Annotated in this window: 23 protein-coding genes; 11 read left to right on the forward strand and 12 right to left on the reverse strand. The window is 64.1% G+C overall.

Annotation, left to right across the window (positions count from 1 at the left end):
- Positions 1–55 precede the first annotated feature (55 nt).
- On the forward strand, positions 56–904 hold the full coding sequence (gene purU / locus ACI3EV_RS11365) for a formyltetrahydrofolate deformylase (RefSeq protein ID WP_337691812.1): 849 nt from the start codon (positions 56–58) through the stop codon (positions 902–904).
- 33 nt (positions 905–937) lie between these two features.
- On the opposite strand, the gene ACI3EV_RS11370 is transcribed toward purU, so the two are convergent.
- Complete coding sequence (locus ACI3EV_RS11370; protein WP_337691811.1) at positions 938–2,068, reverse strand: aminotransferase class V-fold PLP-dependent enzyme; 1,131 nt, start codon at positions 2,066–2,068, stop codon at positions 938–940.
- A 105-nt stretch (positions 2,069–2,173) separates the two neighbouring features.
- Here ACI3EV_RS11370 and rarD point away from each other — a divergent pair, with 105 nt between their 5' ends.
- The gene (gene rarD, locus ACI3EV_RS11375; protein WP_337691810.1) at positions 2,174–3,052 is read left to right on the forward strand and encodes an EamA family transporter RarD; all 879 of its coding nucleotides are present in this window, start codon (positions 2,174–2,176) and stop codon (positions 3,050–3,052) included.
- Here the strand turns inward: rarD and ACI3EV_RS11380 are convergent.
- The gene (locus ACI3EV_RS11380; protein WP_329769692.1) at positions 3,034–3,753 is read right to left on the reverse strand and encodes a YggS family pyridoxal phosphate-dependent enzyme; all 720 of its coding nucleotides are present in this window, start codon (positions 3,751–3,753) and stop codon (positions 3,034–3,036) included. The genes rarD and ACI3EV_RS11380 overlap by 19 nt on opposite strands.
- Positions 3,754–3,926: 173 nt before the next feature.
- On the opposite strand from ACI3EV_RS11380, the gene ACI3EV_RS11385 reads away from it, so the two are divergent.
- From ACI3EV_RS11385 to ACI3EV_RS11410, 6 genes are all read left to right on the forward strand, one after another.
- Positions 3,927–4,751, forward strand: a complete 825-nt coding sequence (locus ACI3EV_RS11385; protein WP_337691867.1) for a mechanosensitive ion channel family protein — start codon at positions 3,927–3,929, stop codon at positions 4,749–4,751.
- 129 nt (positions 4,752–4,880) lie between these two features.
- Positions 4,881–5,924, forward strand: coding sequence for a PilT/PilU family type 4a pilus ATPase (locus tag ACI3EV_RS11390; protein WP_329769694.1), 1,044 nt, complete (start codon positions 4,881–4,883; stop codon positions 5,922–5,924).
- A gap of 61 nt (positions 5,925–5,985) precedes the next feature.
- Positions 5,986–6,888, forward strand: coding sequence for an NAD(P)-dependent oxidoreductase (locus tag ACI3EV_RS11395; protein ID WP_329769695.1), 903 nt, complete (start codon positions 5,986–5,988; stop codon positions 6,886–6,888).
- A gap of 9 nt (positions 6,889–6,897) precedes the next feature.
- The gene (locus tag ACI3EV_RS11400) at positions 6,898–7,275 is read left to right on the forward strand and encodes a YbaN family protein (RefSeq protein ID WP_337691809.1); all 378 of its coding nucleotides are present in this window, start codon (positions 6,898–6,900) and stop codon (positions 7,273–7,275) included.
- Positions 7,276–7,352: 77 nt separating this feature from the next.
- A complete protein-coding gene (locus ACI3EV_RS11405) occupies positions 7,353–8,669 on the forward strand; it encodes a tryptophan--tRNA ligase (protein WP_337691808.1) in 1,317 nt (438 codons plus the stop codon).
- Positions 8,670–8,797: 128 nt separating this feature from the next.
- Entirely contained in the window at positions 8,798–8,983 is a 186-nt protein-coding gene (locus ACI3EV_RS11410) for a DUF1328 domain-containing protein (RefSeq protein ID WP_329769698.1), read from the forward strand.
- A gap of 100 nt (positions 8,984–9,083) precedes the next feature.
- Here the strand turns inward: ACI3EV_RS11410 and ACI3EV_RS11415 are convergent, their stop codons facing one another.
- The 9 genes from ACI3EV_RS11415 to nosZ all read right to left on the reverse strand — a co-directional run bounded on the left by ACI3EV_RS11415 (position 9,084) and on the right by nosZ (position 20,549).
- Positions 9,084–10,436: a sodium:alanine symporter family protein gene (locus tag ACI3EV_RS11415; protein WP_329769699.1), complete on the reverse strand. Its 1,353-nt coding sequence runs from the start codon at positions 10,434–10,436 to the stop codon at positions 9,084–9,086.
- A 115-nt stretch (positions 10,437–10,551) separates the two neighbouring features.
- Positions 10,552–11,418 carry a pirin-like C-terminal cupin domain-containing protein gene (locus tag ACI3EV_RS11420; RefSeq protein WP_329769700.1) on the reverse strand — a complete coding sequence of 289 codons (867 nt, stop codon included), beginning with the start codon at positions 11,416–11,418 and terminating at the stop codon, positions 10,552–10,554.
- Between the two features lie 44 nt (positions 11,419–11,462).
- On the reverse strand, positions 11,463–12,131 hold the full coding sequence (locus ACI3EV_RS11425; RefSeq protein WP_337691807.1) for a nitrous oxide reductase accessory protein NosL: 669 nt from the start codon (positions 12,129–12,131) through the stop codon (positions 11,463–11,465).
- Positions 12,132–12,134: 3 nt separating this feature from the next.
- Entirely contained in the window at positions 12,135–12,728 is a 594-nt protein-coding gene (locus ACI3EV_RS11430; RefSeq protein WP_337691866.1) for a nitrous oxide reductase accessory protein NosL, read from the reverse strand.
- A gap of 2 nt (positions 12,729–12,730) precedes the next feature.
- Complete coding sequence (locus tag ACI3EV_RS11435; RefSeq protein WP_329769703.1) at positions 12,731–13,549, reverse strand: ABC transporter permease; 819 nt, start codon at positions 13,547–13,549, stop codon at positions 12,731–12,733.
- Complete coding sequence (locus ACI3EV_RS11440; protein WP_329769704.1) at positions 13,546–14,544, reverse strand: ABC transporter ATP-binding protein; 999 nt, start codon at positions 14,542–14,544, stop codon at positions 13,546–13,548. The genes ACI3EV_RS11435 and ACI3EV_RS11440 overlap by 4 nt, the downstream gene beginning before the upstream one ends.
- Entirely contained in the window at positions 14,534–15,850 is a 1,317-nt protein-coding gene (locus ACI3EV_RS11445; protein ID WP_337691806.1) for a nitrous oxide reductase family maturation protein NosD, read from the reverse strand. Before ACI3EV_RS11445 ends, ACI3EV_RS11440 begins: the two co-directional genes overlap by 11 nt.
- A 10-nt stretch (positions 15,851–15,860) precedes the next feature.
- Positions 15,861–18,512, reverse strand: coding sequence for a 4Fe-4S binding protein (locus tag ACI3EV_RS11450; protein ID WP_405197997.1), 2,652 nt, complete (start codon positions 18,510–18,512; stop codon positions 15,861–15,863).
- A gap of 75 nt (positions 18,513–18,587) precedes the next feature.
- The gene (gene nosZ / locus ACI3EV_RS11455) at positions 18,588–20,549 is read right to left on the reverse strand and encodes a TAT-dependent nitrous-oxide reductase (protein WP_329769706.1); all 1,962 of its coding nucleotides are present in this window, start codon (positions 20,547–20,549) and stop codon (positions 18,588–18,590) included.
- Between the two features lie 354 nt (positions 20,550–20,903).
- Between nosZ and ACI3EV_RS11460 the strand changes: the two genes are divergently transcribed.
- Positions 20,904–21,953 carry an FAD:protein FMN transferase gene (locus tag ACI3EV_RS11460; protein ID WP_329769707.1) on the forward strand — a complete coding sequence of 350 codons (1,050 nt, stop codon included), beginning with the start codon at positions 20,904–20,906 and terminating at the stop codon, positions 21,951–21,953.
- 22 nt (positions 21,954–21,975) lie between these two features.
- Here ACI3EV_RS11460 and ACI3EV_RS11465 read toward each other — a convergent pair whose 3' ends face one another.
- The gene (locus ACI3EV_RS11465) at positions 21,976–22,395 is read right to left on the reverse strand and encodes a polyhydroxyalkanoate granule-associated phasin (RefSeq protein WP_337691805.1); all 420 of its coding nucleotides are present in this window, start codon (positions 22,393–22,395) and stop codon (positions 21,976–21,978) included.
- Positions 22,396–22,751: 356 nt separating this feature from the next.
- Here ACI3EV_RS11465 and ACI3EV_RS11470 point away from each other — a divergent pair, with 356 nt between their 5' ends.
- Complete coding sequence (locus ACI3EV_RS11470) at positions 22,752–24,959, forward strand: malate synthase G (RefSeq protein ID WP_337691804.1); 2,208 nt, start codon at positions 22,752–22,754, stop codon at positions 24,957–24,959.
- Between the two features lie 200 nt (positions 24,960–25,159).
- Complete coding sequence (locus tag ACI3EV_RS11475; RefSeq protein ID WP_337691803.1) at positions 25,160–26,002, forward strand: EF-hand domain-containing protein; 843 nt, start codon at positions 25,160–25,162, stop codon at positions 26,000–26,002.
- Positions 26,003–26,146: the final 144 nt, after the last annotated feature.

Here is a 26,146-nt window from a genome sequence, read left to right on the forward strand (position 1 = left end):
CAGCCCGTGCCGTTTTTTTCTGCCTGCAGCGCCGCGACCCGGCCTGCCCTCCTGCATGAGCCATCCCTACATCCTCACCCTGTCCTGCCCTGACCGCATGGGCCTTGTCCACGCCGTCTCCGGTTTCCTGATGGAACAGGGCGGCAATATCGAAGAAGCTGCCCAGTACAACGACAGCCAGACCGGCCTGTTCTTCATGCGCGTCGGTTTTGTCTGCCCCGAGGCCGACGTGGCCGTGCTGCGCACCCGGCTGGAAGCCTTCGCCGCGCCCTTGGGCATGCAGGCCAGCCTGCACCCGCGCGCCGAGCCGATGCCGACAGTGATCCTGTGCAGCCGCCAGGGCCACTGCCTGAACGATCTGCTGTTCCGCTGGAAGAGCGGCCTGCTGGCGATCGACATCCGCGCCATCATCAGCAACCACCGCGATTTCTACCAGCTGGCCGCCAGCTACAACGTGCCCTTCCACCACATCCCGGTGAACAAGGACAACAAGCCGCAGGCCGAAGCCCGCCAGCTGGAAATCATCGAATCCGAAGGTGCCGAGCTGGTGGTGCTGGCGCGCTACATGCAGGTGCTGAGCAACACCATGTGCGAATCGCTGTCCGGCCGCGCCATCAACATCCACCACAGCTTCCTGCCCAGCTTCAAGGGCGCCAAGCCCTACTACCAGGCGCATGACCGCGGCGTGAAGCTGATCGGTGCCACCGCGCACTACGTTACCTCGGACCTGGACGAAGGCCCGATCATCGAGCAGGACGTGGCGCGCGTGGACCACAGCAAGACAGTGGAAGACCTGACCGCGATCGGCCAGGACACCGAAAGCCAGGTACTGGCGCGTGCCGTGAAATGGCACAGCGAACACCGCGTGCTGCTGAACGGACAGCGCACGGTGATCTTCCGCTAAACACAGACGGGCCGGCTTGCCGGCCCGTTGGCATCAGCCCTGGATCTGGTCGAGTGCGTCGCGCAGCTGGCCGACGGTGCGCTCGATGTTCTGGCACTTCTCCAGGCCGAACAGGCCCAGGCGGAAGGTGCGGAAGCTGTCCGGCTCGTCGCACTGCAACGGCACGCCTGCCGCCACCTGAAGGCCTTGCGCGCGAAACTTGCTGCCATTCTGGATCTCGGGATCGGTGGTGTAGCTGACTACCACGCCCGGGGCCTTGAAGCCTTCGGCGGCCACGCTCGGGAAGCCGCGCTGCTCCAGCAACGCGCGCACCTGGCGGCCCAGCTCGTGCTGCTGCTCACGCAGCTTGTCGAAACCATAGGCGCGCACTTCCTGCATCACGTCGCGCAGCGTCACCAGCGCATCGGTCGGCATGGTGGCGTGGTAGGCAGCCTGGCCTTTTTCGTAACCTTCGGTGATCTGCAGCCACTTTTTCAGGTCGCAGGCAAAGCTGCTGCTGGTGGTGCTCTCTATGGCCTGGCGCGCATGCTCGCTGAAGCTGACCATGGCGGCGCAGGGCGTGCCACTCCAGCCTTTTTGCGGTGCCGTCAGCAGGATGTCCACGCCGGTCGCCTTCATGTCGACCCAGACCGCACCGCTGGCGATGCAGTCGAGCACGAACAGGCCGCCGTAGGCATGCACGGCATCGCTCACCTGGCGGATGTAGTCATCGGGCAGCATGATGCCGCTGGCGGTTTCCACGTGCGGCGCAAACACCACGGCCGGCTGTTCGGCGCGGATCGTGGCCAGCACCTCGTCCAGCGGCGCCGGCGACCAGGGCGACTGCGCGCTGCCATCGGCCGGGCGCGCCTTGGCCACCAGCACGTCCTGCGTGATGCGACCGGTGTCCAGGATCTGCGTCCAGCGGAAGCTGAACCAGCCGTTGCGCAGCACCATCACCTTCTTGTCGTGGGCAAACTGGCGTGCCACGGCTTCCATGCCGTAGGTACCGCCACCCGGCACGATCGCCACGCTGTGCGCGCCATAGGCCTCGCGCAGGCCGCTGATGATGTCCTGCATCACGCCGATAAAGCGCTGTGACATATGGTTGAGGGCGCGGTCGGTGTAGACCACGGAAAATTCCAGCAGTCCATCTGGGTCCACGTGGGGCAGCAGTCCGGGCATGTCTCTCTCCTGAATCGGTATGGGGGCATTGGGCCTGGCACGGGCGTGCAGGCGACCTGGCTGGTCTGTGCCAGCCATGACATTCCACACTGTACACTGCCTGCCATGCTTTCCGGAATCCTGTTATCCATCACTGCCTCGGTCCTGTTTGGCGCGCTGTATTACTACGCGCTGCTGCTGCATCCGCTGCAGGCGATGGAAATCCTGTCCTGGCGCATGGTGCTGGGCCTGCCGGTGCTCACTCTGCTGATCTGGCGCCTCCAGGCGGTGCCAGCGATGCGCGCCTGGTTCAGCCGCCTGCGCCAGCAACCGCTGCTGATCGGTGGCATGCTGTTGTCGGCCTCGCTGCTCGGCCTGCAGATGGGCCTGTTCATGTGGGCACCGCTACATGGCCAGGCGATGAACGTGTCGCTGGGGTATTTCCTGCTGCCGTTGTCGCTGGTGCTGACCGGCCGTTTTGTCTATGGCGAACGGCTGAGCACGATGCAGCGGCTGGCGGTGCTGCTGGCGGCCATTGGCGTGGCACACGCGCTGTGGCAAAGCGGCGGCCTGCACTGGAGCACGCTGCTGGTGCAGCTCTACGTGCCCTACTTCATGCTGCACCGGCGCATGCGCGTCAGCGGCCTTCCGGCGATCTGGACCGAGACCCTGATCCTGCTGCCGCTGGCGATCTGGTGGCTGTCCGATGGCCGCATCGTGCAGCAGATCGCGCAGCGGCCGGAGCTCTGGCTGCTGCTGCCGCTGCTCGGCCTGATGAGCGGCATCGCACTGGGCAGCTACCTGATGGCGAGCCAGCGCCTGCCGCTGGGCCTGTTCGGCCTGCTCGGCTATCTGGAACCGGCGCTGCTGTTCGTGGTGTCGCTGCTGGTGGGCGAGCGCATGGGGGCCGGCGCGCTCTGGACCTATGGCCCGATCTGGCTGGCGCTGCTGATGCTGGGCCTGGAAGGCCTGCGCCGCTGGCGCGCTCAGCCCGCCGGCGGATAGGCGCGGCTGCCGAAAATCGCCGTGCCGATACGCACCAGCGTGCTGCCGGCGGCCACCGCCTGCTCCAGATCGGCACTCATGCCCATGGACAGCGTGTCCCAGCGCGGCAGTGCCAGCTGTTCGCCGAGCTGCTCGAACAGTTCGCGTGTGCGCTGGTGCACCGCCAGCGTCTGCGCCGGATCGGCATAGGGTTCGGGAATGCTCATCAGGCCGCGCAGCTCCAGCCCAGGCAGCTCGCGTACCGCCAGTGCCAGTTCCAGCACCTGTTCCGGCATCAGGCCGCTCTTGTTGGCACCGCCATCCATGTTGACCTGAAGGCAGAGCTGCAGCGCTGCCTTGCCGGCATCGCGCTGGCGGCTCAGGCGCTGCGCCACTTCCAGCCGGTCCAGGCTGTGCAGCCAGTCGAAATGCGCGGCCACCTGGCCGGTCTTGCGGCTTTGCAGTGGGCCGATGCAATGCCATTCCAGCGCCAGCCCGTCCAGTTCGCCGATCTTGGCCACCGCCTCCTGCACATAGTTCTCGCCAAACGCCTGCTGTCCGGCCGCCGCGGCTTCGGCCACGGCCGCCGCGGGAAAGGTCTTGGACACGGCCAGCAGGCGTACGCTGCCAGCGGCACGGCCGGCCTGCGCCTCGGCAGCCGCAATACGCGCGCGCACCTGCTGCAGGCGCGTGGCGATGGAATCGGAATCGGTGGAGTGCATGGGGCGTGATCGTAGCAGGCGCGGCCCGGTGTCGGCAACGGGAGACCACGTGTCAGCCCGCAGCACAAATCACCCCAAAGCGGGGATATGTCACGCCCGGACAACATCCAGACGCCGACTTGTCATGTTCCCTGCCTACGATAGCGCGGTCATCTTTTCAAGGAGGAATTCCCATAAATACGGAAGCCATCTGGACTTTCATCACCACGCAGGGCATCGATTTCCTGCTCAAGCTGCTGGCAGCGCTGGCGATCTGGATCATCGGCCGCTGGGTCATCAACAAGGCTGTCGGCTTCATCAGCCGCCGCATGCAGCGCGCCGGCAAGATCGACGCCACGCTGGGCAAGTACCTCGAATCCATCATCGGCGCGATCCTGACGCTGCTGCTGATCCTGGCGATCCTGGACGTGTTTGGCGTGCAGACGACCTCGTTTGCCGCACTGCTGGCTGGTGCCGGCCTGGCGATTGGCGCAGCCTGGAGCGGCATGCTGGGCAACTTTGCCGCCGGCCTGTTCATGCAAGTGCTGCGTCCGTACAAGGTGGGTGACTTCATCTCCGCCGGTGGCGTGATCGGTACCGTGAAGGAGCTGGGCCTGTTCACCACCACCATCGTCACCATGGACAACGTGACCACCGTGGTCGGCAACGGCAAGGCCTTTGGCGACAACATCCAGAACTTCAGCGCACTGCCGGTACGCCGCGTGGACTGCGTGGCCAAGGTCGCCAACAGCGTGAATCCGCTGGATGCCATCGCGCGCCTGAAGCCGGTGATCGCCGCCATCCCCAACGTGGCCGCCGAGCCGGCTCCGGACATCGAGATCCTGGAGTTCACGCCCGAAGGTCCGAAGCTGTGCGTGCGTCCCTACACCCACACCGACCACTACTGGCAGGTCTATTTCGACACGCACAAGGCGATTGTCGAAACCTTTGGTGCCGCTGGCTACCCGGTGCCGGAAACCCCGGTGGCCATGACGCAGCGCGCCCCGCTGTCGAACTGATTCGCCTCCTGCACATGCCGGCCTGCACCACAGGCCGGATTGGACCCCGTACGGCCTTGGCTGCACGGGGTTTTTTATCGCCTGGGCATCCGACCGCATCGTTATAATTAATTCTTTTGATTTAATTTTATGATTGCTTCCTTGCTGCAGGCCATGCTGGACCAGCAGGCTTCCGACCTGCACCTGTCGGTTGGCGAACCACCCCTACTGCGCATCGATGGCCGGCTGCAACGGCTGGCGCTGCCGGTACTGGATGAGGCCGGCCTGCAGCAGCTGGTCCTGCCCCTGCTCGATGAAGCCCGCCGCCAGGCCTGGCTGCAGGGGGACGAATGCGATGCCGGCTTCAGCCGTGATGGCCTGGGCCGCTTCCGCCTGCATGCCTACTGGCAACTGCGCGGTACTGCGGCCGCCATCCGTGTCTTGCCGCGGCAGACCCCCACGCTGGCCGAACTCGGCCTGCCGCCACAGCTGGGCGACTGGGTGCTGCGCCCGCACGGCCTGCTGCTGGTCTGCGGTGCCACCGGCTCCGGCAAGTCGACCACGCTGGCGGCCCTGCTGCAGCAACTGGCGGCGGAGCGCCCTTGCCACATCCTCACGCTGGAAGACCCGATCGAGTTCGTGCATCCGCCCGGCCAGGCACTGATTCACCAGCGCGAGATCGGCCGCCACAGTACCGGTTTTGCCAGTGCGCTCAGGGCCGCCCTGCGCGAGGATCCCGACTGCCTGCTGATCGGCGAGCTGCGCGATGCCGATACCATCCGGCTCGCACTCACTGCCGCCGAAACCGGCCATCTGGTGCTGGCCTCGCTGCATGCCGGCACGCCGGAGCGCGCGGTGGACCGGCTGATCGATGCCTTTCCGGCCGGTGACAAGGAGCTGGTGCGCAGCATGCTGGCCGATACCCTGCTCGCCGTCATCGCCCAAGTGCTGTGCCGGCCTGCCAGTGGCCAGGGCCGTATCGCCGCACTGGAACTGCTGCACGCCACCCCGGCGATCCGCCACCAGCTGCGCGAAGGCCGCAGCAGCCAGCTCTACTCGGCGATGCAGACCGGTGCCCGCCACGGCATGCAGACGCTGGATCAGCAGCTGCAGCAACTGGTGCAAGCGCAGCGCATCACGCTGGCAGAAGCCCGCCGCCACGCACGCTTTCCGGAGCAGCTGGCTGACAGCTGAGGCCGGCGCTGGTTTACCATCGGACGATTCCATCCCTCTCCGATTCAGCAAGGAAGCCCCCATGTCCAGCATCCAGCCCAAGTCCTATGCCCCCTGCAACCCGCACCGCGTCGCCTTTCTGGGCCTGGGCGTGATGGGCTTTCCCATGGCCGGCCACCTGCAGCAGGCCGGCCACCAGGTCACCGTCTACAACCGCACGCCGGCCAAGGCCTCGCAGTGGGTGCTGGAATTTGGCGGTACGCTGGCTGCCACCCCGCGTGAAGCCGCCCAGGGTGCCGATATCGTGTTCTGCTGCGTCGGCAATGACGATGACCTGCGCAGCGTGGTGCTGGGTGACGATGGCGCCTTTGCCGGCATGCCGGCCAATGCCGTGTTCGTCGACCACACCACCGCCTCGGCCCAGGTCGCACGCGAGCTGGATGCCGCTGCGCGCGCACGTGGCTTGCATTTTGTCGATGCCCCGGTCTCCGGCGGCCAGGCCGGCGCCCAGAATGGCCTGCTGACCGTGATGTGCGGCGGCGCCGAAGCCGACTACGCCCGCGTCGCGCCGGTAATGGACGCCTTTGCCCGCGCCTGCTCGCGCATGGGCGAAGCCGGTGCCGGCCAGCTGACCAAGATGGTGAACCAGATCTGCATCGCCGGCCTGGTGCAGGGCCTGGCCGAAGCGGTCGCCTTTGGCCAGAACGCCGGCCTTGACATGCCGCAGGTGCTGGACGCCATCGGCAAGGGCGCGGCGCAGAGCTGGCAGCTCGACAACCGCGGCAAGACCATGGCCGAAGGCCAGTTCGATTTCGGCTTTGCCGTGGACTGGATGCGCAAGGACCTGGGCCTGGTGCTGGACGAGGCACGCCGCAACGGCTCGCTGCTGCCGGTGACGGCGCTGGTCGACCAGTTCTACGGCGATGTGCAGAAAGCCGGCGGCAACCGCTGGGACACCTCCAGCCTGATCACGCGCCTCAAGTAAGCCGGCGGCATGTTCCGGCACACGGTCCGCCTGCTGCTCTGGGTCATCGGTGCCATCGCACTGGTGCTGGGCATCATCGGCCTGTTCCTGCCGGTGCTGCCGACCACGCCCTTCGTGCTGCTGGCCGCCTTCTGCTGGGCACGCGCCTCGCCCCGGCTGCACCACTGGCTGCGCACGCATCCGCGCTTTGGCGCCCAGGTGCGCGCCTGGGACGAACACGGCGCGATTCCGCGACGCGGCAAGTGGCTGTCGCTCGTCATGATGGCGCTGTCCTGTCTGCTCGTGCTGTCGCGGCTCTGGGCTACCCCGCATCTCTGGCTGGCCCTGCTGATGGCCCTGATCTGCCTGCTGGTCGGCATCTGGATCTGGCGCCGGCCCGACGCCTGAGTCGCACCGGGCAACGGCGGCATGACCGATAATGGCCCTATTGCCGCCACGCGCGGCCTTTCCTGTTGCAGTCTTCCATGAGCACCACTTCCATCACCCGCTTCCTCACCGGCATCACCACCACCGGCACGCCGCACCTCGGCAATTACGTGGGCGCCATCCGCCCCGCCGTGCAATCCAGCCTGCGTGACGATGTCAGAAGCTACTACTTTCTGGCCGATTACCACGCGCTGATCAAGTGCGATGACCCGGTGCGCATCCAGCGCTCCACGCTGGAAATCGCCGCCACCTGGCTCGCCGCCGGCCTGGATCCGGAGCGCGTCACCTTCTACCGCCAGAGCGACATCCCCGAAATTCCCGAACTCACCTGGCTGCTGACCTGCGTCACCGGCAAGGGTCTGCTGAACCGCGCCCACGCCTACAAGGCCTCGGTCGACAAGAACACCGAAGCCGGCCAGGAGCCGGACGACGGCGTGACCGCCGGCCTGTTCATGTACCCGGTGCTGATGGCCGCCGACATCCTGATGTTCCAGGCACACAAGGTGCCGGTCGGCCGCGACCAGATCCAGCACATCGAGATGGCGCGGGACATCGCCAGCAGCTTCAACCACCTCTACGGCAAGGACCTGCTGGTGCTGCCCGAAGCGGTGGTGGACGAGCAGGTGGCCCTGTTGCCCGGTCTGGATGGCCGCAAGATGAGCAAGAGCTACGACAACACCATCCCGCTGTTCGTGCCACAGGCCGAGCTGAAGAAGCGCATCCTGTCCATCGTGACCGATTCGCGTGCGCCCGGCGAACCCAAGGACACCGAAGGCTCGGCCCTGTTCCAGATCTACCAGGCCTTTGCCACGCCGGAAGAAACCGCCGCCTTTGCCCAGGCCTTCGCCGACGGCATCGCCTGGGGCGAAGCCAAGCAGCTGCTGTTCGAGCGCATTGACCGCGAAATCGCGCCGATGCGCGCGCGCTACGCCGAGCTGATCGCCAACCCGGCCGAGGTCGAGCGCATTCTGCTGGCTGGCGCCGAGAAGGCGCGCGCCGAATCCGCGCCCTACACGCGCCAGCTGCGCGAAGCCGCCGGCCTGCGCTCGCTGGCCCAGGCAGCACAAGGTGCCGCGCAGACAGCCGACAAGAAGGCCGCGCTGCCGGTGTTCAAGCAGTACCGCGAACAGGACGGCCAGTTCTACTTCAAGCTCAGCGCCGCCAACGGCGACGTGCTGCTGCAGAGCAAGGGCTACGCCAATCCGCGGGATGCGGCCGGTGCGATTGCCGCCCTGAAACAGCAAGGCGCTGCCGCCCTGGCTGGCGTGCTGGCGCAGCTGGAAGCCCTCGACTGCACGCAACAACAGGCCGCCGCAGCCGCCCTGCAGCAGCTGCTGGAGGCGGCGCAAGACTGATCTGCGCACGGCATTCCGTCCTACGCCAGGCCGGGATGCCGCCTGATGCCCGCCTCGCCCGCCTGCCGGCACACTGGAATCACCTGCTGCAGACAGCCTGCAGCGCCAGACACCAAGGAGGATTCATCATGTTGAAGTGGGCCATTATTTTTGCCGTGATTGCACTGATTGCCGGTGCGCTGGGCTTTGGCGGCATCGCCGGTGCCTCGGCCGGTATCGCCAAGCTGCTGTTCATCGTGTTCCTGGTCATCGCCGCCGTGATGGTCCTGGCCGCCGTACTCGGTGGCAAGGCCGTGAGCCGGGCGATCAAGTAAGCCAGTCGGCACGCCAGCATCGGCTGGCAAGCGCTGAAGACAAGAAAGCCCTGCAGGCGAACCTGCAGGGCTTTCTCATGTCAGGATGACTCGGTGGTGCTTACGGCAGTTCGCCAGTGCGACGCTTCTCGAAGAAGTCGTGCGTTTCCTTCACCACCACGCCAGACAGCAGCACCAGCGCAATCAGGTTGGGCAGCGCCATCAGGCCGTTGAACACGTCGGAAGCCGACCAGACCAGGTCCAGGCTGAGCACGGTACCGGCCATGACCGAGGCAACGTAAATCATGCGGTAGGGCAGCACGCCGCCCTCGCCGACCAGATAGGTCGCGCATTTCTCACCGTAGTAGCACCAGCCCAGGATGGTGGAATAGGCAAAGAACACCAGGCCAAAGGTCACGATCCAGCCACCGACGCCAGGCAGCATCTGGCTGAAGGTCATGGTCGTCAGCGCCGCGCCAGTCTGGCCGTTGGTGTACATGCCACCCATCACCAGCACGATGCCGGTGATGCTGCAAACGATGATGGTGTCGAGGAAGGTACCCGTCATGGACACCAGCGCCTGACGCACCGGGTGATCGGTCTTGGCCGCTGCCGCCGCGATCGGTGCCGAGCCCATGCCGGCCTCGTTGGAGAACACGCCACGCGCCACGCCATAGCGGATCACGGTACCCAGCGCACCACCTGCCACCGCTTCACCAGTAAAGGCATCGGTCAGGATCAGCTCCAGCGCCGGGAACAGCAGGTCCAGGTGCATCGCGATCACGATCAGGCCACCCAGCACATAACCCACCGCCATGATCGGCACGATGGCCGACGAGACGCGGGAAATGCTGCGGATGCCGCCCAGGATCACCAGGCCGGTGAACACCGTCAGCACCACGCCGGTAATCCAGGTGTCAATCGAGAAGCTGGCGTGGATCGCCTGCGCCACCGAGTTGGACTGCACCGAGCTGCCGATACCGAAAGAGGCCAGCACGCCAAAGATGGCGAACAGCACGGCCAGCCATTTCTTGCCCAGACCGCGCTCGATGTAGTACATCGGGCCGCCCGACATCTCGCCCTTGGAGTTGGTGACGCGGTACTTCACGGCCAGCACGCCTTCGGCGTACTTGGTGGCCATGCCGAACAGCGCCGTCATCCACATCCAGAACACGGCACCCGGGCCACCGGCTACCACGGCAGTCGCCACGCCGGCGATGTTGCCGGTACCAATGGTGGCGGACAGCGCCGTCATCAGCGCGCCAAAGTGCGACACGTCACCCTCGTGGTCACCGCCATCGGCACGCTTGGCATGCGGTGTGAAGGCCTGCTTCAGGGCAAAGCCCAGTGTGGTGAATTGCAGCAGACGCAGGCGAATCGTCAGGAAGACACCGGTACCCACCAGGAAGGTGAGCATCGGCACGCCCCAGACGTAGCCCCCTGCTGCGTCAAAAAAGTCCTTGATGGCTTCCATTTTTTCCGCCCTTTCATTTGCAACAAAATGCTGCGCATGATAGCAGGCAGAAATCCAGCCGATCAGCAGAAATCGTCGCCGTTACAAAAGTTTTTTACGCTTTTGATGCAGCCTGTCACAGCGTACCGAACTGGCCAGCGGCAAGATCCTGCAGGGATTGTTCGACCTGCTCCGGCGTATTCAGCACCAGCTCGCCACTGCCGGCAATCGTCTCGTCCAGCGGTTCACCGCTGATCAGCAGCAGGCGCGTATCCTGCTCGGCGCGCAGGCCCACCTCCTGGCCCGGCGTCCCCAGGAACACCAGGTGTTGTGCCGTCACCGGCTGCTGCCAGTAGTTGACATGCACCGCGCCTTCCAGCACCAGCAGCACGCCATACCAGTGGCTGGGTAGCTTCAGCAGGGTTTCCTGCTCGCCGGCCTGCAAGCGGATATCCCACAGCTGCAGCGGCGTCACGGTTTCTGCCGGTCCGACGACACCCTCGTATTCGCCGGCAATCACGCGCAGTTCGCCCACGCCATCGCCCAGCTCGACTACCGGAATGCTGGCCGCCGCCAGGTGCTGCTGGTGCGGATCGGTCATCTTGTAGTCGGCTGGCAGGTTGACCCAGAGCGTGGCCAGCTCCAGCGTACCGCCTTCGGCAGCCAGTCGCGGGCCGCCCTGGTCCTGGCGCAGCAGGCCGCGGCCAGCGCAGTTCCACAGCACATCGCCGGCTTCCAGCATGGCGGCATGGCCGGCTGAATCACGCGTCTGCAGCTGGCCCTGGAACATCAGGGTGACGGTTTCAAAGCCGCGCTGCGGCTGCACGTCGGCGACGCCAGCGGCACCCGGCTCCAGCGTGACCGGCGCCACGTAAGAAGCGCCAATACAGGGGTTGGCCTGGCGGCCCATGCCCTGATAGCCAAAAAAGGGAATGCGATCCCAGCCTGCGCCGGTCGCCTGTGCTGCCGTGCTGGCAGAAACTCCGATAACGTTCTTTTTCATGAATGCGTCTTGCTATCTGGTCCGAAGACCGGTTGGTTCTGGTTCTAGTGGTCGTCGTGCATGCCTTCATGCAGGGCGTGGTTACGCTCTACCGACATGGTCTTGATGATGGCTGGCGTGACCTCGGCATGCGACAGTACCTTGCCGCCACGTTGCCTGCTGAAGTCCTGCGCCTGCGCCTTGTCGGCAAATGCCGGCAGATCCCCCATGCGCATCGGCCCGAGCGCGTCCGAGCCATGCACGTACCAGGCCTGCTCGGCTGCCGTCCAGTTGCGGCTGGCGGCATCCGTCACCCACATCGACAGGATATCAGCGCGGCTGTGGCCCGGGTTGAAGCGCTCGACCCCATCCAGGAACTGGAACAGGTCGATCGGGGAATCGAAGAAGTGGGCGTCGCCATTGCGGTACAGCACCTGGGCGGCCCAGATCCGGTCACGCGCCGGGTACATGCCGCACACCGGGCAGCGCGCCGATTCCGGCACCTCACGCGGTGCCTCCATCGGCTTGCCACTGGCCGGATCGTAGGGAGTCGGCGGCGAGACGATGCAGACATCGAGCGCGGCCTCCTCCTTCGGCTGCCACCAGCGCTTCCAGTAGCCCTGGGTGGCCACGCCTCCTGCCACGGCGGCGGCACCCGCGCCCGCCAGCCAGAGCCAGCGGCGGCGTGTCGTACGCGCCTGCCCGGGAGGGGCATTCTGGGGATGATCCGCCATGGCTTACATCCGGTTGTCCAGGTTGGCTCCGCCGCGCAAGTCCACCATCTCCGGGGTGATGTCGCTCATGCGCACCAGTTCGCCACCGTATTCCTCGATGAACTTCTTCGCATCGGCCTCCTGGCTGAAGCTGGCAAAGGTCGGGCCCATGGAGCCCTTGCGCTTGCTGCCATGCACAAAGATGGCAGTACGCGCATCGATCCAGGCGCCTTGCGGGTTCTCCCATTCAGTCTGGCCCATATCCTGCACATACACGGCATTCACCTTGCGCACCTGTTCGGGCACCAGCAACGTGTTCAGCACTTCCATGGTGTCGCAGTAGAACAGCGGCTGGTCCATGCCGGCATAGTGGATCTGGCCCTTGGGACCAGGGTAATCCATCAGCAGCATGCCGTCCAGTTCGCAGGACGTGCTGCGGGTGATTTCCACCGGTGCGGTGCTGGCGGCTTTCTCTTCGCTCTTGCCGCAGGCGGCCAGCGGTGCCACGGTCGCCAGCGCCAGCAGGCCAAGGAACAAACGGCGTTCCTGGGTTGCGGCGTCCAGGTGGCGCGCTTCGCCCGAACAGCACAGGCAGCCGCGGGCATGCAATCGTTGCATGGTCATGGTTTGAATCTCCAGTTGGCAATCATCAGGGGCACCACGATCCAGGCCAGCATCACGCCCGCCAGCACGCCGACATTCGACAGCAGGGGCGGTACGACACTGACCAGGCCGTAGGCATTGCGCAGGCTCTCGGTCGAGAACACGTTGATGATGCGGAACACATCGGTCGGGTTCAACATCAGCAGATAGGGGAAGATATCGCCGCCGTAGTGGCCGCTGGTGGCCACCAGCACGCCCAGCAGCACCAGGTCAAACACCAGCACGAACAGGAACCAGAGCACGATGGCGGCGCCGGACGCGCGGGTGCGGTCATTGACCAGCACCGACACCAGCACGGCCAGGCTCAGGAACACCAGCCCCAGCAGCATGGCGCTGAGCACGAATCCTGAGTAGTGGAACAGCGCACTGCTGCCAAACTGCCAGACCAGCACCACGCCCACCGTCGCCAGACCGGCCAGCATCGCCAGCGTCATGGCCAGTGCCAGCCCCAGGTACTTGCCCAGCAGTAGTTCGCCACGCGTGATCGGGTAGGCCAGCAGCAAGTCAAGCGAACCGCGCTCGCGCTCTCCCACGATGGCATCGAAACCCAGCAGCAGCGCAATCAGCGGCACCAGATAGATCACCAGGCTGACCAGACTGGTGATGGTGAACTCCAGCGAGCGCACGCCGACCGCGCCCTGCTGGGCACCTCCGGCGTAGGTGATGACCAGCGAGAACACGGCAAACACCAGCGCCACGGCCAGCACCCAGCGATTGCGCAGGCGATCGCGAAACTCCTTCATGGCCAATGTCATGACCTGTCCGGGCTGAATCATGCCTGTCCTCCTGTCTGCATGCGCGCGGCGGGTGCCTTGCGGCTGTCCTCCACACCAAAAAACATGTCCTCCAGCGACGGTTCGACGATCTGGATGTCCTGCACCTGTTCCGGCTGGCGCAGCAGGTGCTGCAGCAGGGCCGACTTGTGCGTGCGCGGTACCTGGAAGCTGACCTGGTTGGTCAACCACTCCTGCGGACAGGCCGCCAGCTCGGGCGGCAGTCCAGCCAGCAGCGCCTGGCGCATGGCTGGGTTGTCGGCTTCTGACAGCTGCGCCTGGATCGTGATCGGCAGGTCAAAACCGGCGCGCAAATCCTGCACCGAGCCCATCGCCTGCAGCTTGCCGTTGGCCAGCACCGCCACGCGGTCGATGCGGTTCTGCAACTCGGCCAGGATGTGCGAGGTCAGCACGATGGTCAGGCCCTGGTCCCGCAACTCAGCCAGCGTGTCCCAGAAAAAGTGGATCGCGTACGGATCCAGGCCGGTGGTCGGCTCGTCCAGGAACAGCACCTGCGGCTGGCCCATCAGCGCCTGGGCAAAGCCGAGACGCTGGCGCATGCCCTTGGAATAGGCACGCACCGGCCGGCTGCCGGCATGGCCCAGTCCGACTCGCTCCATCAGGCCGGGGCATTCGCTGTCGTCGATGCGCTTGAGCTTGGCAAAGAACTGCAGCGTCTCCAGGCCGTTGAGGTTGTCCCATAGGGTCACGTTCTCGGGCAGGTAGCCGATGCTGCGGCGTACTTCGCGGGCACCAGCGCCATCAACCGGTACGCCGTGGATGGAAATATGGCCGCTGGTCGGTTTCAGCAGACCCAGCATCATCTTGAACATGGTGCTCTTGCCGGCGCCGTTGTGGCCAATCAGGCCGAACACCTCGCCGCGCCGGATCTCCAGGCTGACATCATCCACCGCCACAAAGGCACCGAAACGCCGGACGACGTTTTCGGCACGGATGGTCACCTCCATGTCGGAACGCTTGCTACTCTCACGGGGCATAGTTGGAATCCTTGGTCAGACGGTCACGCCATTCGGCCCAGGCGGTCGAAAGCGGCAACATGCGGGGAGATTCCTCCACCACACTGGGAACACGAAGAATGGGAAATTGCGCGCCAATCATGCGCAGCACCTGCACCGACGGACTGGCCAGCAGCAGGCGCACCGTCGGGTAACGCCAGGTCAGGCGGTCCACCACATCGTTGGCCTCGTACGGAATATCGCCCTTGCCATCGCCGTCCCGGTCCCAGCCGCGGTAATTGCTCCAGTAGTTGCCTTGCGGCCCGCCCCACTTGATGTCACGCGTGCCCACGTACTTGATCTGTTCATGGTTCTCGATGAAGTCGTTGCCATCCACCGGGTTGCGTGCCGAACCGGACAGGTGCACGCCGATATGGTTGTAGGCCACCACGTTGCGCTTCAGGTCGGTGTATTCCACGTCATAGACGAACAGGCCACGCTCGTTGTACATGACGATGTTGTCTTCCACCACCGCATCCTGCAGCGTGCGCAGCATGATGCCGTGGTCCTGGTTGTTCCAGGCACGGTTGTTGCGGATCACCTGGTTGCGCACTTCCATCAGCGCCAGACCGCCGCGGTTGCTCCAGACATCGTTGTCCTCCCACAGGTTGTAGTAGGAGTTCATGTAGTGCGTGCCGTAACGGCTATGGTGCATCTTGTTGCGCTTGAACTCGGCCTGGTGCGATACGTCGATGTACAGGCCATCGCGCACAAAGCTGATCTCGTTGTCGTAGATGCGCGCGCCTTCGGTGTTGTAGAGCTGGACGCCATTGCCGCGCTGGGCACTGTCAAAGTCACGCTTGCCGGTGATGTTGTTGTTCAGGATCTGGACATCATTGGCCTTCTCGATCCACAGGCCAAACAGGTTGTAGCTCAGGAAGCTGTTCTTGACGATGGCGCGATGCGCACCCGGCTGGATGTAGATGCCGGCGTTCTGCTCACGCAGGCTGCCGCCGGAGTCAGACACGATCAGGCCGTCGATCACCACATCGGGCGCGACCACGCGAATCGTGTCGCCCTTGTCGCCGCCACTGATGGTGGGACGATCCAGGCCGCGCAGCGTCAGCGGCTTCTCGATACGCAGGTTTTCTACATAGAGCCCGCGCTGTACCTCGATCGTGTCACCCGCCGCAGCCTGCTCGATGGCGGTCTGGATGCTGTGTCCGGGTTGTACCGTCCAGGTGGTCACGGCTTCGGCTTTCAGGACCGGCAGGGCCAGCAAGGCCGCCAGCCAGATCTGCCGACATGAAGAAATACATCCGCCTGGACGGCGCTTGAAACCCAGCATGCCCAACCCTTTACGCAATCACCATCCAGCCGGCGCGGGACAGCAGCCAGAACAGCGCGGCTCCGATCAGCAGGTTCTTGAATCCGACATAGCTGAGCATGTCCATCACGTTGGCACGGCGGTAGACCTTGCCCCACCAGACGCCATCCTTGACATAGCGCTTGCCCTGCAGGCGGATCAGCACTTCAAACACGCTCCAGCCCAGCCACCAGCCGATCACCATGATAGGTGATGCACTGCCCTGGGCTGCCAATATCCACACCAGGGTGGCGGCCAGTGCCAGCGCAATGCCGGCCGACTGCAGCAGGCGACCCGTACTCCAGCCTTCACGGCTGAACGGCCACAGGTGATCCCAGATCTCGGCCCAGACTCGCTGCAGGCCGGTAGCGGCGGCCACCGGCGGCACCGCCACGTCGGTCGGCAGACGCGGGTCGGGCTTCCTGGCCAGCAGCGCAGCCGCATGCTGGTATTGGCGATCCTGCTCGATCGGCACGATCGGGATGAAGTAGCCATCGCGGCCAATCGCCGTCAGCGGCTTGCCGTCACGCTCACGCTGCTTGCGCTCCTTGGACAGCGGCGGGCAGGTGTGGTCGTCCGTATACAGGATCATGCAATCCAGGCAGTGCAGGCATTCGCGGTGGTCGATGCGGCCATCGGCGTCAATCGCCTGGGCACCACAGCCCTTGGCACAGGCCTTGCAGCTGTTGCAGTCGGCCTTGCGCTTCAGGCCAAACCAGCGGAAGGTACTCGGCATGGCCAGCGAGGCCCCCAGCGGACAGACGTACTTGCAATAAGGACGCTCGATGAAGATCGAGATACCGAAGATCACGGCGACAAAGGTCACATACGGCCAGCTGCGGTTGGTCAGGCCGACCAGGAAGGTGGTCTTGAACGGCTCCACTTCGGCCAGGATCTCGGCCAGGCCCATGGAGAACAGCGACACCAGCACCAGGCCGAAGAATACCGCGTACTTGATCCACTTGAGGCGGTCATGCCAGACCTGCGGCAGCTGGAACTGGTAGCGCTTCAGGCCGACGGCACCGGCCACCTTGTGGATGATCTCCTGGATCGAACCGAACGGGCAGGTCCAGCCGCAGAACAGGCCGCGGCCAAACACGAAGATCGTGATGAAGATGAAGACCCAGAACAGGAAGATGAACGGGTCGCTCAGGAACAGCGTCCACTCCCAGCGGAACAGCAGCGCGTGCAGCCAGGTCAGCACCTGCGTGATCGAGGGCTGGGCCATCATGATGAAGCCGACCCAGACCACGAAAATGCCCCAGAAACTGTACTTGAAGATGTTGACCGGCCACTTGTTCTTGTGGCTGGACAGGCGCGTCAGGCGGTCACGCACGGCGTAGACCACCGTCACGGCCACCAGCAATAGCGCAAACAGGCTGATTTCGAGTGCGCGCGACTTCCAGATCTTGACCCAGGTCGCTTCCGGCTTGACGATCTTCGGGTGGCCGCCTTCCAGATAGGCTGCGGGCAACCAGTAATCGGTGGCAAAGCTGATGAAATCCTTGGTGCCCTTGGCCTGGTCCACGTGGTTGCCCAGGAAGCTGAAGGTCCACGGATAGGCGGCCGAGAAGGCATTCGAGCGGATCAGGAAAATGCCGGATTCGGTAAAGCGCGGCGCATTGGCGGCCTGGATGCCATACAGGTTCAGCGCATCGCTGTCGCGGAAAGAGAAGCTGTCACCGTCCTGGTGCACCAGGATACGGTCATAGATGCCACCGCGCACAAAGCCGGAGCCCTTGAACGATTCACGGCCGGCCGTGCGGATCACGAAAATCGCGTTTTCCCCTTCCTTGAGCTGGCCCATCAGGTTGCGCCAGCTGGTCTCGCCCAGAATCGCCGGACCCAACACCGGGGAGTTGAGCGCACCAAACCACAGTTCAATATACGGATCCCTGGATTTTTCCAGGCCGACCTGGTCGGTACGCACGACCACCTTCTTCACGGCGCCCTGCTTGACCAGCGTATCCCAGTCGAGTGCCGCCTGGCCGGCCGCCGGCTGTGCATAGACCACCGGCTGGCGCACCTTGGGCGCAATGATGCCGACCTGGCGCGCCACGGCAGCCCCGGACGTCATCATCACCTGGTTCTGGGCAATCACCGTCACGGTGGCGCCCGAAATCGCGTCCAGCCCGATCACGTCGTCGTCAGGACGGGACTTGCCGACTTCCAGCTTGTCGGTCACCATGCGGCCGATGTACTGGTCGTTGAATTTCAGCAGTTCGGACTCGGGAATGCCGAGCAGCAGGATCGGCTCGGAGTGCTTGAGGATCTTGACGCCGACAAACTTGCCGGTCAGATCCATGCCGATCAGCGTCACCACCGGCTTGCCGGAGTACGCCGGGATATCGGTGATGTCGGTCGACAGCATGACGTAGCCCATGGGCTTCTGGTTGGCGTCAAGCGCTTCTACATACGGCGGCTGGCCCTTCTTTTCCGAGAAGGACACGGCGCCAGGGAATACGTCCTTGCATGGCAGCAGCGCACACATGTCGGCGGCCGTTGCCAGATTGGCCGGCAATTCCGCCTCGTACGCCTGTGACCCGCCGGCACCGGCCCCCAGGGGGGCGGCTTGCGCCACGGCCATGCCCAGGGTCACACCCAATGCCAGCCCCAGTTTCCGGACAAACTTCATCCAACTCATGCTGCTGCTCCTGCTTATCCATGCAAACAGGGCCGAACCTGCTGCCAAGCCCGGCCCCGTCATCTACTCCCGCTCTCAGGCTTCGACGATCATGCGGCCACGCATCTCGAGGTGCAGCGCATGACAGAAGTTCGTGCAGTAGTACCAGAACACGCCCGGCTTGTCGATCTTGAAGGTGACCGACTTCGTCTCCAGCGGGTTGACCAGGAACTGCACGTTGTACTCCGGAATGGCGAAGCCGTGCGTCAGGTCCTCGACCTTGTCCAGGTTGGTCAGGATCAGCGTCACTTCGTCACCCACCTTGACCGTGAACTCGATCGGCATGTAGGTCGGCGCAATCGAAGCCATGCGCACCGTGACCTTCTTGCCTTCGCGCGTCACGCCGGCGTCCTTCGGATCCTTCAGCGCAAGCGGATGGTCATCCAGCGCGTAGACCTGCTTGGTCTGCAGCCATTCGCGCTTGAAGATCACGAAGTCGTGCGGCTCGGGGCGAACGGCGTTGTCGTGCGCCAGGATCATCTCGTCGCCAGAAATGTCGACAAGCTGGTCGTTTTCCGGGTGCATCGGGCCCACCGGCAGGAAACGGTCCTTGGAGAACTTGTTGCCCACGGCCATCCAGATGCCATCGGCGGCAATCGTTTCGGCGTTGGTGGCGTTGATGTGGCCCGGCTGGTACATCACGTCCAGCTTGTGGACGACCGGGTTGATGGCCTTGTCGCCGGCATACTTCTTGATCGCCTGGTCGATGTTCCACTTCACCACCTGGCTGTCCAGGAACAGCGTGGTGTAGGCGTTGCCACGACCGTCAAAGGTGGTGTGCAGCGGGCCCAGGCCGATTTCCGGCTCGCCGATGATGGACTTGTCCGGATCGTCCAACTTGCCGTCGAACCAGTCCAGCACTTTTTGCAGCTCGATGATGGTAGCCGTGGGAGACAGCTTGCCAGAGCAGATGAAGTACTTGCCGTCCGGCGTGGCGTTCACGCCGTGCGGGTTCTTCGGCACCGACACGCGCACCGACAGGGCGGTCGCGGGATCCTTGTTGGCTTCGACCGTACAGTCGACCACCGGCACCTTGGAATCGCCAATGGTGGTGAACTTGCCATCCTTCACGGCCTGCTCGATGCGGGCAATGTTGAAGAACAGGCAGGCATCGCGCTCGGCCGACATCATTTCGGGATAGAGCACGCCGTTTTCGGTGTTGTACTGGTTGCTGGCGGCCAGCTTGCCGTCAAACGAGGTGGCAATCAGGTCGCAGTTGCCATCAATGCGGGCTTGCCAGCGCACCTCCATGGTTTCTGCGTCGACGCAGGTAAACAGGCAGTGGTGCTTGGTGCTGTCGGTCATGTCCGCGCCCTTGTTGGGCATGGGTACATGGAACTCCTGGCCGCAGAACACGCGCGTGGTGTAGTTGATGGCCGGATCAACCGGGTCACGCTTGTCCGGGAAAATACCGTGGAAGCCCTGGATATTCGGGATCTTGGTGATCTTGTCGCAGACCATGTAATCCAGACGGAAACGCGCCAGACGGGCGTTGATCTTGTCGTTGATCCACGCGTACTTGCCGTCGTAAATGCCGTCCTTGTAGGAGGCGTGGATGTGGTGGGTATCGGCCACCGTATATTGCAGCGAACCATCGGGACGGGTGCCCATGATTTCCTTGGACTCGTTGGTCTGGCCCCAGCCAATCAGCGCGTCCGGCACGAAGCAGGGAATACGCAGCAGTTCGCGGCCGGAAGGAATACCCAGGATACGGGCATCACCGGTATGGCCGCTGCTCCACAGACCGTAATGGGTATCCAGTTCGCCCGGCTTGACTTCTACCGAGCCGGCACCGCCCACCTTGTGCGCCGCACCCTTGCCTGCACCGGCGCCGGAAGCACCGCTGGCGGCACCTGCACCACTGGCACCTTCGTCCTTGCAGGCGACGACGCCAACGCTGGCCACACCGGCCACGCCGAGTGCTGCAGCAGAATTGAGGAATCGGCGACGTCCAATCACGCCCGGCTCCTCGACTGTCTTCTTGGTGGTTTCGCTCATAATATCACCCCTTTTGTAACATTACACGATTTGATCTAAATCAAAGATATCCGGGTAATCTATCGGATAACAGCGCCAGCCTATCACCAACCCCTCTATTTGTAAATCCTTGTTTCATAACCATTCGGCAAAATATCCTTTTGATTCAATAACCTTTTCATTGAATAACCTTTCAATCCATCGCACTTTGCTGGCATTTGCCAATATCCATGCCTTACATGCAAGCATGGATATTGCGCAGGAACCCCGCTTTTTGCACTAAAGTAAAAGGATTAATCGGCAACCGGACTGCAGACCGCTTGCGGCAACCCGCCGATAGCGTGCGCAGACGGCGCTTGCCAGAAAGAGGATTCCATGCCACATCACCTTCCGAGCCTTCCCCGTCGTCAGCTGCTGGCAGCAGGCAGCCTGCTGGCCCTGGCACCCCTGCCCGTCTGGAGCAACACGCTCAAGCCCTACCAGGCCCGGCGCCAGCTCCTCGGCACACGCATCAGCATCACGGTCGCCGATGGCAGCCAACCCGGCACCGCCCGGCTGGTGGATCAGGCTTTTGCCGAGATGCAGCGTCTGGAAAAGCTGATGAGCCGTTTCGATGCGGACAGCCAGGTCAGCCAGATCAACCGCGCCAGCGGCCAACGCGGCATGATCCGCGTGGCTCCTGAACTGATGGCAGTATTGCAGCAAGGCCAGGCGCTGTCGCAGCGCACCCAGGGCCTGTTCAATCCGCTGCTGGGCCGCCTGACCCAGCAGGCCGACCCTGGCGGCCAGCCCTTGCCGGCACCGGTGGCGCGCAGCCTGCTGCAACACACCCGCGCCTCGGCGCTGGAGCTTTCCCCATCCAGGTTGCAGGCACGCCTGCGCCATCCGGCGGCACAGCTGGATCTGGGGGGCGTGGCCAAGCTGCCGATCCTGCAGGCCGGCCTGTCCTCGCTGGAGCGCGCCGGTCTGCGCGGCGTGATGGTCAATGGGGGGGGTGACGTGCTGGCCAGCGCACGCCCCGATGGCCAGCCCTGGCGTATCGGTATCCGCGATGCGCACCAGCCGGATCAACTCATGGCCGTGGTGCCGCTGCGCGCCGGCGTGGTGGCCTCATCCGGCGATTACGAGCGTTACCAGGATGCCGGTGGTCGCCGCTACCACCACATCATGGATCCACGCACCGGTCAATCGACCCAGGGCGTGAACGGCCTGACGCTGGTCATGCCGACTGTCTCCCAGGTCAACGGCCTGGGTACGGCGGCCATGGTGGCGGGCTCCGACCAGGCCATGCAGCGGCTGCAGCAGTGGGGCATCAGCAAGGCCTTGCTGATGCATGCCGATGGCCGCGTGCAAGTGACTGCCGGCCTGCGTCAGGAACTGCAGCCAGCTCCGGGCAAGACCGGCATTCGCGGGCTGAACGCCTGAGCGCCAACCCGCTGGCCGCTCATCAGGAGCGGCTGCTGCGGCCGTTCAGGCGGCGCGCATTGGCCACGGCACGGCCACGCACCGGCTTCATGCCGGTGTTCATGATGTCGAGCATGGACTTTTGCCACTGCTCCGACACCTTCGCGTTGCCGGTCCAGGGCTGCATCCACATGCCCGGGCGCGAGAAGGCACCCATCCAGGTGCTCATCAGCTTGAACTGCGACTGCATCGCCTGCAGGCCCATGGCCTGCCAGGATTCGGAGAAGGCAGCAACCTTCTCCATGTACATGCGGTTGAATTCCTGCACATCGTCAGAACGCGGCGCGATGCCGAAGGTGGCCATGCGACCGACACGGTGAGCGATCACCTGCGGTGCGGCAAAAGAGAGTTGCGCGGTCTGGCGTGCCAGTTGGTTGACCTTGCGCTGGGTGGCTGGGGACATGGTGTGTTCCGTTTCTGCTGGAGGGAATGGAAGGATTTTCCGGGACTCTCTGCAGGTCGATCTGTCAGCTGCCGAATATCCCTGATGTCGGACAGCCATCCCTCTTGCGGTGACAGGCGGCCTGTCGCCCCCCTGGCTGGCCCGGCCCATTCACTCCGGACGCCTTGGTGCGACACCGCCAGAATAAGGGATTACCCTAGGTTACGGTCATATTACATTCGTAAAAGTCACGAATCTGTGGATTTTTTGGGGGTGAATCCCACGCACAAGTTGTAATACAGTAACACCCATAGACTGCTGCATGGCAGCGCCCTCCGTTTTTGTGCATTTGTCCGTATTGCTAGAAAGGAAGTTCCATGACCACGCAACGCACCCAGGCCCATCAGCTGCAAGTGGCCACCCCGCTGTACGATTTCATCAACCAGCAGGTGCTGCCTGACCTCGGCATCAGCCAGGACAGCTTCTGGCAGGGTTTTGACCAGCTGGTGGCCGACCTGGCCCCCAAGAACGCCGCCCTGCTGGCCGAGCGTGACCGCTTCCAGGCCGAACTGGACACCTGGCACCAGGCCAACCCCGGCCCGATCCGCGACATGGCCGCCTACCGCCAGTTCCTGGAGCAGATCGGCTACCTGGTGCCGCAGCCCGAAGGCGTGAAGATCACCACCACCAACGTCGATGACGAACTGGCCATTCAGGCGGGTCCGCAGCTGGTGGTGCCGATCATGAATGGCCGCTACGCGCTGAACGCCGCCAACGCCCGCTGGGGCAGCCTGTACGACGCCCTGTACGGCACCAACGCCATCGCCGAGACCGATGGCGCCGAGCGCGGCAAGGGCTACAACGCCAAGCGCGGCGAGAAGGTCATCGCCTTCGCCCGCAATTTCCTGGACCAGGCAGCACCGCTGGCCGGCAACTCCCACGCGGACGCCTCCGCCTACTTCGTCGAAGATGGCCAGCTGCGTGTTGCCGTCAAGGGCGGCCAGATCGCCAGCCTGCAGGATCCGGCCCAGTTTGCCGGCTACCAGGGCGATGCGCGCGGCCCGTCCAGCATCCTGCTGCAGAACAACGGCCTCTATATCGACATCCGCATCGACCGCAGCACCACCATCGGCCAATCCGACCTGGCCGGCATCAGCGATGTGGTGATCGAGTCTGCCGTCTCCACCATCATGGACCTGGAAGACTCCGTGGCCGCTGTGGACGCCGAAGACAAGCTGCTCGGCTACAGCAACTGGCTGGGCATCCTGCGCGGCACGCTGACCGAGACCTTCGAGAAGGGCGGCCAGAAGATGACGCGCGGCCTGAACCCGGACCGCCTCTACACCACGCCCAACGGCAAGGACGAGCTGCGCCTGCATGGCCGCTCCATGCTGTTCGTGCGCAACGTCGGTCACCTGATGACCAACCCCGCCATCCTGTGGGGCCCCGAGGGCAAGGAAATCCCCGAGGGCATCATGGACGCCGTGATCACCACCGCCATTTCCATGCACGACCTCAAGGGCCTGGGCAAGAACGGCCTGCGCAACTCGCGCAAGGGCAGCATCTACATCGTCAAGCCGAAGATGCACGGTCCGACCGAAGCCGCCTTCGCCAACGAGCTGTTCGGCCGCGTGGAACAGCTGCTCGGCCTGCCCGACAGCACCGTGAAGCTGGGCATCATGGACGAGGAGCGTCGCACCAGCATCAACCTGCAGGCCTGCATCAACGCCGCCAAGAGCCGCATCGCCTTCATCAACACCGGCTTCCTGGACCGCACCGGCGACGAAATGCACACCGCCATGCAGGCTGGCCCAATGATCCGCAAGGGTGACATGAAGGGCAGCGCCTGGATCCAGGCCTACGAGAAGAACAACGTGCTGGTCGGCCTGGCCTGCGGCCTGCGCGGCAAGGCGCAGATCGGCAAGGGCATGTGGGCCATGCCCGACCTGATGGCCGAGATGCTGGAACAGAAGGTCAACCACCCCAAGGCCGGAGCCAACACCGCCTGGGTGCCCAGCCCCACCGGTGCCACGCTGCACGCCCTGCACTACCACCAGGTCAATGTGGCCGAAGTGCAGCAGGAACTGGAAAAGATCGATGCCGCCGCCCAGCGTGACGACCTGCTGACCGGCCTGCTGTCAGTGCCGGTCACCAGCAATCCGGACTGGAGCGATGAAGAAAAGCGCCAGGAAATCGAGAACAACACGCAGGGCATCCTGGGCTATGTGGTGCGCTGGATTGACCAGGGCGTCGGCTGCTCCAAGGTGCTGGACATTCACGACATCGGCCTGATGGAAGACCGTGCCACGCTGCGCATCAGCAGCCAGCACATGGCCAACTGGCTGCGCCACGGCATCGTCACCGAGCAGGAAGTGCGTGACACCTTCGAACGCATGGCCGCCGTGGTGGACCAGCAGAACGCCGGCGATCCGCTGTACCAGCCGCTGGCCGGCAATGCCGCCACCAGCTATGCCTACCGCGCTGCGCTGGATCTGGTGTTCAAGGGCGAAGAGCAGCCCAACGGCTACACCGAGCCGCTGCTGCACCAGTGGCGCCGTGAGCTGAAGGACGCCGCACAAGGCTGATTCCCGCAGCTTGCACGCTGAACAAGGGCCGGTAACAAACCGGCCCTTTTTCGTGGTTGTTACAAAGTGGTCCGGAAACGGCCTGGTGGAAACCTGTCGGTACACATTCATGACATTCCTCAACACCCAAAACCGGATTGGCGGCACACAATGCATACATCACAGATTTTGAAATTGTGTCTACTACCTCAGGAGGTTTCATGAAAAAGAGTCGCATCATGTTGGCCGTGGGTTCTGTTGCCCTGGCGGGCGCCGTCACCCTGCCGGCATTCGCCCAGCCTTCTCCCATGCCGGGCAGCAACCAGCCGATGTTCCAGGCCTATGACCTGAACGCCAACGGTTCGCTGGACCGCAACGAATACAAGCGCATGCGTGACGAGCTGGTCGCCAACTCGGCGCAGCGCGATGCCAGCAGCTTCCCCGACTTTGCCGCCGCCGACCTGAACAAGGACGGCCGCATCAGCCATGACGAGCTGATGCAAGTACGCCCGGGCATGCGCTCCGGCATGATGGGCCAGAAGGGCCAGCGCATGAGCAAGCAGATGCGCGGCCAGGCCAGCTTCGCCGCCATGGACGCCAACAAGGACGGCTACCTGACGCAGGACGAGCTGGATGCCTTCAAGCAGGCGCGCGCCAAGCAGCGTGCCGATGCCGGTGGCCAGCTGCGCAACTTCGGCAAGAACCATGCCGATCTGCTCGCCAAGTACGATGCCGACAAGGACGGCCGTATCAGCCAGGCCGAATTTGACCAGTTCCGCGCCGATCGCATGAGCCAGCGTGGCGGCATGAAGTCCGGCCAGGGCCAGATGCGTGGAACTCCTGCCACTTTTGCGGATCTGGACCTGAACAAGGACGGCCAGATTACCCCGGCCGAAGCACGCCAGGCGCAGCAACAGCGCATGAACGCGCGCATGCAGGCCAACGCCGAACAGCGTGAGCAGCGCCAGAACGCCTGGTTCCAGTTCCTGGATAGCAACAAGGACGGCAAGATCAGCCAGTCCGAGTTTGACGCCATGCAACAGCGCCGCGGCCCCGGCCGTTGATGCACCACCCCGGAGCCTGCGCTCCGGGACACTTCCGGCACGGTATTGCAAGTGCCTGGCCGAAAGATCCTCTGCCACAGCAGCCTCGCCCCTGTTACGCCACAGCGTACGGGGGCTTTTTTTGCCTGACGATGGGAGCTGGAA

Origin of the sequence: Allobrachymonas wangyanguii (assembly GCF_045055315.1) — a bacterium.
In the GTDB taxonomy this organism is placed as follows: Bacteria; Pseudomonadota; Gammaproteobacteria; order Burkholderiales; family Burkholderiaceae_C; genus Brachymonas; species Brachymonas wangyanguii.